The sequence below is a fragment of the Gimesia aquarii genome (assembly GCF_007748175.1).
Classification (GTDB): domain Bacteria; phylum Planctomycetota; class Planctomycetia; order Planctomycetales; family Planctomycetaceae; genus Gimesia; species Gimesia aquarii_A.
Map to the genome: position 1 here is coordinate 6321293 of NZ_CP037422.1, position 13971 is coordinate 6335263.

General features: G+C 46.8%; 14 protein-coding genes. 5 read left to right on the plus strand and 9 right to left on the minus strand.

What is annotated here, in order from left to right; translation table 11 throughout:
- The first annotated feature begins 295 nt into the window (after positions 1-295).
- The 3 genes from V202x_RS23900 (at position 296) to ndk (ending at position 2680) form a co-directional block, all read left to right on the plus strand.
- Complete coding sequence (locus tag V202x_RS23900) at positions 296-691, plus strand: ArsR/SmtB family transcription factor (RefSeq protein WP_144987929.1); 396 nt, start codon at positions 296-298, stop codon at positions 689-691.
- 139 nt (positions 692-830) lie between these two features.
- Entirely contained in the window at positions 831-2012 is a 1182-nt protein-coding gene (gene carA / locus V202x_RS23905) for a glutamine-hydrolyzing carbamoyl-phosphate synthase small subunit (protein ID WP_145179321.1), read from the plus strand.
- A 200-nt stretch (positions 2013-2212) separates the two neighbouring features.
- Positions 2213-2680: a nucleoside-diphosphate kinase gene (gene ndk, locus V202x_RS23910; RefSeq protein WP_144987934.1), complete on the plus strand. Its 468-nt coding sequence runs from the start codon at positions 2213-2215 to the stop codon at positions 2678-2680.
- Positions 2681-2767: 87 nt separating this feature from the next.
- Here ndk and sucD read toward each other — a convergent pair whose 3' ends face one another.
- The 3 genes from sucD to V202x_RS27650 all read right to left on the minus strand — a co-directional run bounded on the left by sucD (position 2768) and on the right by V202x_RS27650 (position 5150).
- Entirely contained in the window at positions 2768-3646 is an 879-nt protein-coding gene (sucD, locus tag V202x_RS23915; protein ID WP_145179322.1) for a succinate--CoA ligase subunit alpha, read from the minus strand.
- 118 nt (positions 3647-3764) lie between these two features.
- Positions 3765-4952, minus strand: coding sequence for an ADP-forming succinate--CoA ligase subunit beta (sucC, locus tag V202x_RS23920; protein ID WP_145179323.1), 1188 nt, complete (start codon positions 4950-4952; stop codon positions 3765-3767).
- Between the two features lie 42 nt (positions 4953-4994).
- Entirely contained in the window at positions 4995-5150 is a 156-nt protein-coding gene (locus V202x_RS27650; protein ID WP_197993074.1) for a hypothetical protein, read from the minus strand.
- A gap of 52 nt (positions 5151-5202) precedes the next feature.
- Here V202x_RS27650 and V202x_RS23925 point away from each other — a divergent pair, with 52 nt between their 5' ends.
- On the plus strand, positions 5203-5634 hold the full coding sequence (locus V202x_RS23925; RefSeq protein ID WP_145179324.1) for an RbsD/FucU family protein: 432 nt from the start codon (positions 5203-5205) through the stop codon (positions 5632-5634).
- Positions 5635-6229: 595 nt separating this feature from the next.
- Here V202x_RS23925 and V202x_RS23930 read toward each other — a convergent pair.
- Complete coding sequence (locus V202x_RS23930; RefSeq protein WP_144987941.1) at positions 6230-7516, minus strand: adenylosuccinate synthase; 1287 nt, start codon at positions 7514-7516, stop codon at positions 6230-6232.
- A 245-nt stretch (positions 7517-7761) separates the two neighbouring features.
- On the opposite strand from V202x_RS23930, the gene V202x_RS23935 reads away from it, so the two are divergent.
- Positions 7762-8154: a response regulator transcription factor gene (locus V202x_RS23935; protein WP_145179325.1), complete on the plus strand. Its 393-nt coding sequence runs from the start codon at positions 7762-7764 to the stop codon at positions 8152-8154.
- Between the two features lie 55 nt (positions 8155-8209).
- Here V202x_RS23935 and V202x_RS23940 read toward each other — a convergent pair whose 3' ends face one another.
- The 5 genes from V202x_RS23940 to V202x_RS23960 all read right to left on the minus strand — a co-directional run bounded on the left by V202x_RS23940 (position 8210) and on the right by V202x_RS23960 (position 13591).
- The gene (locus tag V202x_RS23940; protein WP_145179326.1) at positions 8210-9457 is read right to left on the minus strand and encodes a HEAT repeat domain-containing protein; all 1248 of its coding nucleotides are present in this window, start codon (positions 9455-9457) and stop codon (positions 8210-8212) included.
- A 94-nt stretch (positions 9458-9551) separates the two neighbouring features.
- Positions 9552-9815 carry a MoaD/ThiS family protein gene (locus V202x_RS23945; protein WP_145179327.1) on the minus strand — a complete coding sequence of 88 codons (264 nt, stop codon included), beginning with the start codon at positions 9813-9815 and terminating at the stop codon, positions 9552-9554.
- Positions 9816-9833: 18 nt separating this feature from the next.
- Positions 9834-12134, minus strand: coding sequence for a xanthine dehydrogenase family protein molybdopterin-binding subunit (locus V202x_RS23950; protein WP_145179328.1), 2301 nt, complete (start codon positions 12132-12134; stop codon positions 9834-9836).
- Positions 12134-12640: a (2Fe-2S)-binding protein gene (locus V202x_RS23955; RefSeq protein WP_145179329.1), complete on the minus strand. Its 507-nt coding sequence runs from the start codon at positions 12638-12640 to the stop codon at positions 12134-12136. The genes V202x_RS23950 and V202x_RS23955 overlap by 1 nt, the downstream gene beginning before the upstream one ends.
- Before the next feature lie 81 nt (positions 12641-12721).
- Positions 12722-13591 (minus strand): FAD binding domain-containing protein, encoded by an 870-nt coding sequence (locus V202x_RS23960; protein WP_145179330.1) that lies wholly within the window; start codon positions 13589-13591, stop codon positions 12722-12724.
- Positions 13592-13971: the final 380 nt, after the last annotated feature.

The window sequence follows — 13971 nt, forward strand, 5'->3', positions numbered from 1 at the left end:
AAAGTAGAGCGTCTCCCCTACCTCACATCTTTCGCCTGTCTGGCAAACAATACAAGTAGTTGAGTAGACATTTCAGCTTAGATCTGCGCGCCATGTATTTCAGGCGATAATGGGCCAAATAGTAGTAAAATTTTGGCATGGCCAGCGGTTGGCTGCTTGTTTTTTTGTGATTCACTTCCCCGCCTTGAATGTGAGCGGAACAAAAACTAATTATGCCCCACAAGCCAGTCGCTGAAAATGAGCGACGGTTTAAAAAGAACTTTTTTGCATGAATTTAAAAAAGGATACTAGTGATATGGCCACAAATCTTGTGGAACCACCCCAGGAAGGATCGACCCAGCGATTTCCATCGCTTCCTAATCATCTGGAAAAGAACTTGGTAAAAGTATTTAAGTTATTGTCTGACGAAACCAGACTACGCATTATGCTTTACTTGGCTCAGGAAGAAGAGTTATTCGTGACTGCTCTCTGCGAGCGACTCAATCAGAGTCAACCCGCGGTCAGCCACCACCTCGCATTATTGCGGGATGCGGGTCTGATTGAAGCACGTCGCGACGGAAAACACAATTACTACTCCATCTGCCGGGAACATTTTCACTCAATTATGGGCGAATTGTTCAACAGTTTTAACGATCCTGATGAAAATGTGATACGCATTGACAATTTTGTTTTGAAACAAAATCTGAGCTGATCCAATTGAGATCTCTCAGAAAAATCCCATCGAAGAGGCCAGCCATCTACCGCTGGTCTCTTTTTATTTGCGCTCATCTCTGATAAAACATACGAGATTTGACCAAAATTTTTTCTATTGCCTGAGATCAGTGTAAACAATGCAGAAAACAGTGAAATTAGCCCTTTCGGACGGCAGTGTGTTCACAGGGACGGCTTTTGGTGCAGAAGGAGAAATCCATGGTGAAGTTGTGTTCAACACGAGCATGACCGGCTACCAGGAAATTCTGACCGATCCATCATATTGTGGACAAATCGTCACAATGACGTACCCCCAAATCGGTAATTACGGAATTACTCCGGAAGATGTGGAATCTTCTGGAATTGCTTTACGCGGTTTCATTATTCGTGAACTTTGTGAAGTCCCCAGTAATTATCGCTCAACTCAGACACTCGATGAATATCTGAAATCAGCTGGTGTCATCGGATTGCAGGGAATCGACACCCGAGCTCTCGTGCGAAAAATTCGTACTCATGGCGCCATGACAGGTGTGCTCTCAACAGAAGATCTGGATGATCAGTCCCTGGTAAAAAAAGCACAAGAAAGTCCCCAACTTGCCGGACAAGATTTAGTGAGTCAGGTCATTCCGAAGTCTTCACGTGAATGGAATGAGAGTTTACATCCCCTGGCACACAGTAGTTCAACTCACGCTTTCAGTGGAAAAAATTTGGAGAGTCTCTCTGAAACCGATTACGTCTCTGAAAATTCCTATCACATCGTGGCCATCGACTATGGCATGAAATGGAATATTCCACGTCATTTGAGCCAACTGGGCTGTAAAGTGACTATCCTTCCTGGTGACTGTACCGCTCAAGATGTCCTGGAGTTGAACCCCGATGGTGTTTTCCTGTCGAATGGGCCTGGCGATCCGGAACCACTGACTTATGCCATCGACACGATCCGTTCTCTGTTAGACAAGGTCCCTATTTTTGGAATCTGCCTGGGACACCAACTATTGGGCTTAGCTTGTGGCTGCAAAACATTCAAACTCAAGTTTGGCCATCGCGGTGCCAATCAGCCTGTCGTCAATCATGACACAGGCCAGGTAGAGATTACTTCCCAGAATCATGGATTTGCCATCGACCCTGAATCAATCCCCGCTGACGTGGAAATCACTCATATCAATATGAATGACGATACGGTCGCCGGCTTAAGGCATAAAACTTACCCTGCGTTCAGTGTGCAATACCATCCAGAAGCATCAGCGGGGCCACACGACAGTCACTACCTGTTTCGACAATTCTATAATTGCATCAGTAGTAATACACGGGTTTCATCCTGATCCTCGCCTTCCAGTCGCTCAACCAGGATTGAAAAGAAAGCCAAATTTATTTGTATTCAGCAGGTAAGAAAACTTTGTAATTGAATTAATCTATCCTTCCAGTAACCCATTGATTGAAAAAAAACTATTCGTATTTAATGGGGATAGAAATCGATCCCTCAAACTCTCATAAACGAAAGACCTTAGAGAAAGTAATCCACATGGCAACTGAACGAACATTAATCCTAATTAAACCCGATGCAGTACAGAGACGTCTAGCAGGGACCCTTTTATCACGGTTTGAAAATAAAGGGCTAAAAATTATCGGATTAAAAATGCTGCAAGTGACAAAAGAGCTATCAGCCGAACATTATGCAGAACATGTGGAAAAACCGTTCTACCCACTTCTCGAAGAATTTATCACAGCCGGTCCTGTCGTTGCGATTGTAGCAGAAGGCCCGGAAGCGATCTCTGTTGTACGTTCGATGATGGGTTCTACGAACGGTCGTGAATCTGCGCCCGGTACGATTCGCGGCGATTATGGAGTCAGCCGTCAGATGAATCTAGTCCATGGAAGTGATGGTCCGGAAGCAGCGACTCGCGAAATCAAAATCTACTTCAAGCCAGAGGAACTGATCGAGTACAGCACTTCTCTGGGTGGGTGGGTTTGTGCCGACGATGAAAAGTAAACTTTAAAACTGTTTTTGATAATAAAAAAGGGCAGCCATTCATCAAACTGGCTGCCCTTTATATGTTGAATCTTTAGTTGAATCGCATCATTTTGCCGCTTCAATGGCTCTTTGAACGGCAGCGCCCATGTCGGCAGGGCTCTCTGCTACCACAACACCAGCCGCTTCCAAAGCGGCGATCTTTTCATCAGCTGTTCCACTGCCTCCACTGATAATTGCACCGGCGTGTCCCATCCGTTTTCCGGGAGGAGCTGTCTTACCAGCAATGAAACCAGCCACCGGTTTCGTAACATGCTCTTTAATGTACTCCGCAGCTTCAATCTCTGCCGTCCCGCCAATCTCACCAATCAACATAATGGATTCCGTGGCAGGATCGTTTTCAAATAATTCCAGAAGATCAATAAAAGTCGTTCCGATAATCGGGTCACCACCAATTCCCACAGCCGTGGTTTGCCCCAGTCCTACATTTCCCAACTGCCAGGCTGCTTCGTACGTCAACGTTCCACTTTTGCTGATCAAACCTACCGAACCAGGCGTATGAATATAACCGGGCATGATTCCAATCTTGGCAATGCCAGGCGTAATCACTCCCGGACAGTTTGGTCCGATCAGACGGCTGTTTTTGTCTTTGAGATATTCCATGACCCGTACCATATCGAATACGGGAACGCCTTCGGTAATGGCGATAATCAATTCCATTCCTGCATCAGCGGCTTCCATAATCGCTTCGCCGCAGAACGGTGGTGGTACAAACACAAGACTGGTATTCGCGCCTGTTTTTTCGACTGCTTCTTCTACCGTGTTAAAAACGGGAAAGCCATCGACTTCGGTTCCCCCTTTACCGGGTGTCACTCCGCCTAATAATGGTGTGCCATACTCGCGGCATTGCTGGCTGTGAAACAGACCCGACTTACCGGTAATCCCCTGGCAAATGACGCGTGTGTTTTCAGTAACTAATATACTCATAATATTTCACCCTTGCGGGAAATCTGTTTTTAAAAAGATGGTTCAGATTGCTTTTTGCAAACAAACCACGTCAAATCATTACCGCCTGCTGAGATTTCAACAGACCAATTTTCTCATATTAAGTACTCAGAGTTGCTACCACTTTTTGAGCAGCATCTGTTAAATCAGTTGCCGAAACGATATCTCGTCCACTTTCCGCGAGCATCTTGCGGGCGATATCTACATTCGTTCCTTCCAGACGCACGACCAATGGAACCGTGAACCCTACCTTTTCATAGGCTTCCAATAATGCAGTCACAATTGTGTCGCACTTCATGATCCCACCAAAAATATTCACCAGAACGGCTTTTACATTATCGTCAGCCAGAATGATCCGAAATGCTTCGGATACCTGATCAACATTCGCTCCGCCTCCGACGTCCAGGAAGTTAGCAGGCTCTCCGCCATGATGCTTAATCAGGTCCATTGTACTCATTGCCAACCCGGCACCATTCACCAGACATCCAATATTTCCGTCCAGTTTGACATAGCTCAGGTCTGCTTCACCCGCTTGAATTTCAGCAGGATCTTCTTCAGTCAGATCACGTAATTCATCAAATGGCTTGTGTCGAAACAATGCGTTGTCATCGAATGAAACCTTGGCGTCCAACGCAACTAAATCTCCCTCGCCGGTAATCACCAATGGGTTGATTTCGGTCATACTGCAATCATTATCAATGAAAAAACGACTCAGTTGGCAGAAAAATTTCTCGGCACTGCGAACTGTCTTTCCTTCCATTCCCAACTTGAATGCCAGCTTACGTGCTTGAAATCCCAGTAAACCGGTATGAATGGAAAAGGGCTCACTTAGAATCTTCTCGGGACTTTCATGGGCAACGACTTCAATTTCCATTCCCCCTTCGGTCGAGAGAATCAAAACGGGCCCCCCTGCTTCACGGTCAACCACACATCCCAGATATAGCTCTTTGGCTATATCCAAACCTTGCTCGATAAACAGGGTATTCACCTGCTTGCCTTCAGATCCCGTCTGGATAGTGACCAGAGTCGAACCCAGCATACGTTCCGCATTTTCACGAACTTCATCCGTGGACCGAGCGAGGATAACTCCGGGTTGATCGGGGTGTTCTTTAAAACGCCCCTTTCCCCGGCCACCTGCATGAATTTGTGACTTCACAACGACCAAAGGACGATCTAATTTCTCAAATGCGGCTACCGCTTCGTCAACGGTTTTTGCGACGATTCCTTCAGGTACAGGAATCCCGGCTTCACGAAACAATTGTTTGGCCTGATATTCATGAATTTTCATTGATTTTTCAGACTTTCTCCTGAAAATTTGCTACCAGATAAATTAAGGTGGCAATTCAAATAATTTGTTGAGCTCACAGCTTGAACTCAGGCCATCATAACGGCTTCGCTTCTGGTTATCCAGCAAGCCATCCTCGCCATCGCGGTAAAATTTCTGCATAATAATTTGATCTACATACTCGGTTTGATCCGTTCTCATTAAGAGAATCTAGTCCAGGGTATTAATCTCCCGAAATATAAAGGCAAAATCGATGCTCAAAGGAATCCCTCCCATAATCTCACCTGATCTGATGTGTGTACTGATGAAAATGGGGCATGGAGACGAACTTGTTTTAGCAGATGGGAATTTCCCTGCTGAATCACACGCACAACGAATCATCCGTCTGGATGGCCATGATGTTCCTCAAGTCCTCGACGCAATTCTGCGATTCTTTCCGCTGGACACGTTTGTCGAGCAACCTGCGGGATTGATGAATCCCGTCGATGATCAAGCCGCTGAACCTCCCATCTGGGAAACCTATCAACGGCTCATTCAAACGCATGATGGACGGAGTTTCGAACTTGAAAAAATCGAACGCTTCGAATTTTATGAACGAGCCAAAAATGCCTATGCAATCATCGCGACAAGCGAAACCGCCCTCTATGCCAACCTGATTCTGACCAAAGGCGTGGTTACCGAATGATCTTCTTACTTTCGTAAGGATTTTCAGGTGTTTTTTCCTCTCTTGACATCATCACGCATCTCTCGAAACTGCGTGATCTGCGTCGCGCGCGTGAGAAAATAATCTACTTAGTGAATACATCCACCTTTGATGATTTTATCACTATAAAAGTCGCTTTTTTCAACTACTTGCACTGATGAATCATAGTAATCAATTCGTGATCCTCACTCTCTTTTTTCCTGCTATCAAACGTCATCACACGCAAATCAGCTCTCGATGAATGTACTTCAAATCGGCTTCAGAGTCCTTTCACACATGAAACAATGCTTGACTCATTCACGCCTATCAAGAGAATAAACGAAATCATGAAACGACTGTGAATGACTTTAGAAACATCTCATCTCCATGCACAAAGAACACACAGATAGAGGAGTTCTCAGCCTTGAAGATAACACACAAAACCTGCGCCAGGATTCTATCTGAAAGTCACTTCCTACCAAGAGATGAAAATCCGTCAGTAAGAAAGAAATTTCAGAAGTACCTTTGAAGAAAAGCTGAGATTGCTACGCAGACGCGCTTTATTCACAATTCATCCTCGATTTCGATCAAGAACAGACTACTTCAACAAAATGGTCTGCTCACGATCAGGACCAACAGAGACAATCTCAACCGGCTTGCCAATGATTTCTTCAACCGCTTTGATATAAGCAATCGCATTTTCGGGCAAATCTTCCATCTTACGAATGCCGGTAATGTCTTCCTGCCACCCGGGAATCGTGCGGTAAATGGGTTTCGCCTGCTCCAGATCGAGAATATGACTGGGAAAATCAGTCACCTGTTGACCATTGACTTCGTAGGCTTCACAGACTTTTAACTCTTCCAGCCCACTTAAAACATCGAGCAACATGACGGCGATGCAATCGACACCACTGATATTGGCTCCATAACGGGTCGCGACGGCATCAAACCACCCACATCGACGTGGGCGACCGGTAACCGTACCATACTCATTGCCTACATCGCGAATCCGTTGCCCTACACTGTCATGAAGTTCCGTGACGAAAGGTCCACCACCAACACGTGTAGTATATGCCTTAACAACACCAATCATCTTCTCAATATAGCGTTCCGAGACACCACTTCCATTATGAATACCACACCCGGAACTATTGGATGACGTGACATATGGAAACGTCCCATGATCGATATCAAGCAAGCTTCCCTGTGCCCCTTCAAACAAAATTTTCCGCTGTTCTGCGACCGCTTTTAAAAGGTAGGCATTCGTATCCACGACATGAGGTTTCAGGATTTTCGCATATTCTGAATATTCCTCGTAGATCGCATCAACACTCACAGGTTCTGCATCAGGATCGAGTGCCTGAAAGATATTATTCTTGTAAGCGACGATCTCTTCCAGTCGACTGCGGAAAAATTCGGGTCGAATTAAATCTCCCATGCGAATGGCATGTGTGCGACCGGCTTTATCGCGATAGCAGGTACCAATTCCCCGCATCGTAGTCCCGATGGCCTTCTCTTTGCGACTTTCTTCGAAAACAACCTCTTCCTGCATGTGATAAGGAAAAATCACGTGCGCACGATCGCTGATCAAAAGCCGACTTGGCTCAATCGGACCATTCTGATCGCAGATTGACTCCATCTCTTTCAGAAATGCTTTCGGATTGATCACGACCCCACCTGTAATCACAGAGGTGACATTGGGGTTGAGAACACCTGCTGGCAACAGTGAGAGTTTATATGTTTTTCCGTCAAACTTGACGGTATGACCTGCATTATTGCCTCCCAGATAGCGAACCACGATTTCGTGCTGCTCTGAAAGTAAATCTACAATTTTGCCCTTGGCCTCATCGCCCCACTGTAATCCAATTACCGACGTCGCTGACACAAAACTATCCTGCTGGTTGAAATGAAAGGAAAAAATAAGAAAAAACACTCGATATTGATTCAACTGGGAATCAAAAAACAGTACGCACAACGCGCGCACCGGGCCATTTTATCGAACAGATTGCCGTTTGGGGAGCGTTATGCGCCAGGATGATCTTAATAATTGGATTTTCGATGCCTTAGCTGATATAATTCCATTTGCACACTTCTCCAGTGCGGGTCATGTGAAGAATTTATGCCAGGCTAATGAACATATCTCCTCAGAAACGAATTTTAATCATTGACGATGATGAAGGGCTGATTGAACCGCTCCAATTTGCAATGGAAGCTGCTGGATATGAAGTTTTGACGGCCCATGATGGTAATGAAGGAGTCATGAAAATTGAGCGAGACGCCCCGGATCTGGTGCTGCTAGACCTTGTAATGCCCCGTCGTAGCGGTTTCGCAGTCCTTGAAAGCATGACAGACAAGAAGCCCCGCGCCCCCCGAATTGTGATGGTCACGGGAAATACGGAACCGAAATATAGAGAACTCGCCATGGAACGAGGCGTTGATCGCTTTATCGCCAAGCCCTATCAGATCGAAGAACTGGTCGAGGTTGTCCACGAGCTATTGGCATCAGAGCAAACATCCGGATGATGAACTAATATGGCTACCAAGTTCACTCCTTATTGAGTTTACTATCTATCTTAAATCATTGTGCTTCAGAAGATGATTCGTCGCAGACTCGTTCAAACGTTTCCAGATCAATTTCCCTGAGAGCAATTGCTGCTTCTGAGCTTAATCTGTGATCGAGTTGTAATTCCATTTGTAATTTTGCTGCCGGGCTTATTTCAGAATGGCCTTTTAACTCCTCTTTTGATTCATCTATGATCTTCACCAGAACGGGTACCGCTTTAATCGCCTTCGGTCCCAAATTTTTCAATGATGTTGCTGCAGCAACACGAGAAATTCCATATTTTTTTTCATTCAGCGTATCAATCAGCGTCTGAATGACTTCCGGTTTCGCAGAACCGATCGCTCCCAGCGCATTCACCATCGAACTACGAGTTAATTCCTGCTGGCGCTTACTATGTCTGTCTGGATTATTAAGCAATTTTAAAGCATCGAGTATTGCGGGAACCGCTGGTTCTGATTGAGATCCCAATTGTCCCAGCGCCAATGCTGCCTCACTTTGACAGCTAAGACTCTCATCAAATAACATTTCTGAGAGAGCGTCAATGACTCTTTTGTCGGGCGTTCCTACCTTACATATCGATTTGGCAGCAATCACTCGAACGGTAGCGACCGGGTCTTTCAATGCCAGTAGCACTTTCGGAAGCACTGCTTCCGCGCGCTTACCAAATAGCCCAATATGATAGATTGATTCTGCGCGTATACTTCCACTAGGATCTTTCAATAATTCGACTAAGATCGGAAGTGTTTCCGCTGCTTTTGTAGTATCTATGTGGGCAATTGCCTGTGCCGCAGAAAATCTGACGTTCTTATCCTCGTCATTCAAGGCTTGAATTAAAGCCTGTGCCACCTGTTGATTTTCATGACCAGGTGCGATTTTACTCAACATATACATAGCTTGAGTTCTTGTCTTGGTCTCTTCCGCAGGCTGTACTTTTTCAACCAAGCCTGAAATGGAATCAGATCCAAGCTCAGTAAAAGCCAGACTGAGAGTCGGCGCATAAACGGTTTTGGGATTCGAATCAAGTAATTCGATGAGCCGTGGGACTGCCAGTTCCGTTACCTCATTTAATTTTACTTTTTTGAGAGCTTTTTCCGTTTCAGGTACGTTGAAGGATTCCACTGCTTGGACCAGTTCTTCGACTGCCTGACTTTGGGTATTATGCCCCGTAAGATAAATCAGCAAGCCAATGGCTACGAACACCAAACAGGCTACTAAGAAGATCTCTCTAGTATTTATCCACGAAGTTGGTTTGGATTGAGACATAATTATTTTCGTTAGATACCAGCGATGAGATTGATGAATAGAACTGAAAGCTAAAAAGCAAACGATTGATAATCATAGAAAAAACAAAATAATTTCAACCACCACCAATGGCGGGCAGGAAGTGTATTTCACTTTCGGAAGAAACTTTCTGCGACAAACCGCGGGGCGTCACATTTTGGTCGACGGTCACCGAAGTCCCCGCCCTGAGTTTCCCCTCAGGGCAAAGTCGCTCCATTACCCCTGGGTACTCGTTGTCCAGAGACTGTACCGCTTCCAGAACCGTGGTTCCCTCCACAATCATTTCTTCCTTTCCTCCACAGTAAGATCTCAGCAACGGTGGAATGAATAAACGCGGCATTCTCGATGCTACTCCTGATCAAGATTCCTTTTGCTTCTTCAAGAGTTCATGCAGTACACGCGGAGGCGACATCGGTAGCTCATCCATGCGTACTCCGACAGCATCATAAATGGCAGCCGCAAGTGCAGCCGGTGGTGGCACAATGGGAACTTCTCCGACTCCGCGTACTCCAAACGGATGGCCGGGATTAGGAACTTCCACAATAATCGTGTCAATCATCGGTAAATCGTAACAAGTGGGGATACGGTAATCGAGGAAGTTCGCGTTCCGCATACTGCCATCCTCGTCATACCAGTATTCTTCATTGAGCCCCCAACCAATTCCCTGAACCGCCCCGCCCTGAATCTGCCCTTCGACGTATGCAGGATGAATCGCGGTCCCACAGTCCTGTGCTGCAGTGTACCGCAAAATATCTACTTTTCCGGTATCGGGGTCCACTTCGACATCAACAACATGGGTACCAAAAGCACCACCGGGCTCGTTATGATTGGAAACACCACGTCCTACCAATGGCTCTCCTACTGCACTGAGTTCGACGGCGATCTCTTTAAAGGAAACTTTCTTGTCCGGCCCCAGGACATAACCATCCTCATAGGAAACCTGGTCAGGATCAACTTCCCACAGATCTGCTGCACGAGCGACAATCTGACGTTGTAAATCTTTGCCGGCTTCGTAAGCAGCCCAGCCTGTTGCATACGTCACGCGACTTCCACCTGTGACATCGGTGTAACCCACACTGTCGGTATCAACCACAGCTGGTTTGATGTCCTCAGCAGCAATTCCCAATGTTTCTGCAAACTGCATGGCAATCGCAGTCCGTGAGCCTCCGATGTCCGTTGAACCCTCCAGAAGTGAAACGGAACCGTCAGAGTTCACCGTTGCAGTCACTGCTGATTTCAGGCCTGCGTTAAACCAGAAACCGGAAGCGATTCCTCGTCCCCGATGTTGGCCTTCCAACGGGCTTTTGAAGTGATCACTTTCTTTAATCGCTTCTAACGTTTCAACTAGTCCAATACGGGGATAGGTGACTCCGTCAACACGACGCGTGCCTTCTTTGGAAGCATTCAGCAGGCGGAAATCGACGGGGGCCATTCCAAGTTTTTCACAAAGCTCCTCCACCACTGTTTCGGTGGCAAACGCAGCATTGGTGGCACCTGGTGCGCGGTATGCATTCGTACGCGGCTTGTTGACACAAACATCGAAACCTTCCACTCTCCCGTTTGGTACATCATAGCAGGAGAAAACACACATCGCCCCTGCTCCAATTGGAGAACCTGGATAAGCCCCCGCTTCATACGCCAGCCAGGCATCAGCGGCGGTAATATGACCATCGGCATCCACGCCCATCTTAATTTTGATGTGGGAACCGGGAGTCGGTCCGGTTGCCTGTAGTACGTCAGTTCGGTCCATCACAACTTGAACGGGTGCCCCCGCAATGCGAGACAACGTAGCGGCAACTGGCGCCAAATAAACGGAGATCTTGCCACCAAAGCCGCCCCCAATTTCGGCAGGAACAACTTTGACGCGTGCCAGTGGAACGTCTAATAATTCTGCCACCTGTTGACGAACTGAAAACGTGCCCTGGGTCGAAGTCCAGACAGTGATCTGGCCATCATTGTTCCACAGTGCCGTCGCCACGTGCGGTTCGATATACCCCTGATGCACGGTTGACGTGTTGAATTCTCTCTCAACAACGTACTTCGCATCAGCAAATCCTTTTTCAATATCACCTTTCTCAAACAGAAAATGTTTAGCGATATTAGTGTGTTTATCCCCTTTTTCACCAGTAGCGGCTTCTTCCGTTCGTACATCCGGATTCAATACCGGTGCTTCATCGGACATTGCTTTCAGCACATCCAGGACGGGAGGCAAGATTTCATATTCCACTTCGATCAGATTGGCTGCTTCCTGCGCGATATGAATGTTATCCGCGGCGACCGCGGCGATAGAATGCCCCTTGTAAAGTACTTTGGTGCGTGCCAGGTTGTTACTGCTGAGATGATTTAGAACAACAGATCCTTCTCCCAGTTCCGCAATTTTATCGCCAGGCTCTGGCAAGTCCGCACTGGTAATCACAGCACGCACTCCAGGTAGCGCTTTAGCTTTCGAAGTATCAATCGACTTAATATTGGCATGCGCATGAGGACTACGGAGAATCGCCCCGTAAATCATACCTTTGACTTTAATATCCGCCCCATACAAGGCACGCCCTGTCACTTTGTCGGCTCCATCATGACGAATGGGGCGTGTTCCGATTACTTTATATTTAGGAGTTTCGTCACTTCCCTCTGCTGCTTTGGTTTCATCAATGGTCGCCATTAGACAGTCTCCTTCTCACATGAGGCAGATTGTTCCGCCCTTGTTTCCGCAGCTTGTTGAATTGCACGCACAATTTTGTCATATCCGGTGCAACGACACAAATTCCCTGCCATCGCAAAACGAATCTCTTCTTCGGTCGGACTAGGATTCTCATCCAGAAATGCTTTGGCTGCCATAATATACCCAGGAGTACAGATGCCACACTGTAACGCGGCATTTTCCAGAAAGGCTTCCTGCAAAGGATCCAGACCATCGCCAGGAGCCAAGCCTTCGATCGTCTCAATCTCGGCTCCTTCGGCTTCCATTGCCAGGATCATACAGCTATTGACTGCGCGGCCGTCAATGACGACAGAACAGGCACCACAGTTCCCATTCGAACAACCTTCTTTGGCACCGGTCAGATTTAATGTGTCGCGCAATACTTCGAGTAAAGTCTGCCTGGGCTGGCAGAGGAACTCCTCTTCGCGGCCATTAATAGTCGCGGTTACGATCCGTTTCTTCGCCATCGAAAAGTCCTTATTTAAAATTCTGATTATCATTTATTTGTTTGAGATTTTAGATGCTTCGATAAAAAATAACATCGGGCATCAACCGCGAGCACGCTCTACCGCCTTTTTGATTACACGTTCGGTTAGCACTCCCGTTACATGATTCCGAAACTCTTCTGTTCCTCGCATATCAGTTATGGGATGAATCACAGCTCGTGCGGCCGCGGCTGCTTTTTGAATTGATTCATCATTCACAGGCTGACCAGCTAAAATCTCGCTGGCTTCCTGAGCATAAAATGGTTTTGCAGCGACAGCGCCCAGTCCAATGCGAACTGAAACAAAATTCTCGCCGCTCTCATCCAAAACAACTGAAGCGGCGACACCCACAACCGCAATATCCATCTCATTTCGAGGGATGAACCGACGGTAATGCGACCCGCTATGTGATGGGCGAGGTGGAAAACGCAATTCCACAATAATCTCACCTTGCTCTAACACGTTTTGGCCAGGCCCCGTACAAAACTCATCGACGGGGATTTCGCGCGTCCCGTCAGGACCTGCAATCACAACTATTGCTTCCAAGGCAATCAAAGCGGGTGTTGAATCGGCGGCCGCGCCTGCATTCGCCAGATTACCACCCACACTGGCCCGGTTTTGAATCTGCATGCCACCAATAATGTTGCTACTATCGGTAATAGCTGAATATTTTTCTACAATCCCCGGATGTCCGTAAATCTGATAACAGGGAACCGCGGCTCCCAATCGCAGACCTTGCTCATTGAGTTCGAGTGCCATCAATTCCGGGATTTTTTTCAAATCGACAATCAGATCGGCAGACAGCCTGCCCGTTCGCACATGATCGATCAGGTCGGTCCCTCCCGCCAATGGACGGGCATTCCCATTATTTTTGGCTAATAAGCCGACAGCATCAGCCAATGAAGTGGGGGCTTCATAGTCAAAATCACGCATAGCAGGTTCGTCCCTCTCCAAATTGTCTTAGTCGTCTTCCCTATTACATGTGAATCTCAGATCATTGATCGCGATTCACAGAAGCTCTATTATCAACCACGAGTGATATAACATCAATGCAACCAAAGACGAACAACCACCGGATTTCCTAATTTTATAATTTCCTTAAGAATAAAGCCTCTTCACGTACTGACAAGTCTTGTCACCCCCGCTGATGAGACGAGAAAAGTTCTGATTGCATTCCCCGCAGCACTTACCTCACCTATTGGGATTTGTTAACCTGCTTCCCAACTAACAAATTTTAGGGAAGAATAGGCTTCCACCGGACCCTATTCAAGAGGCCAAATCCAACACTCTCAGGAGTGCCAGCGTAAAATTAC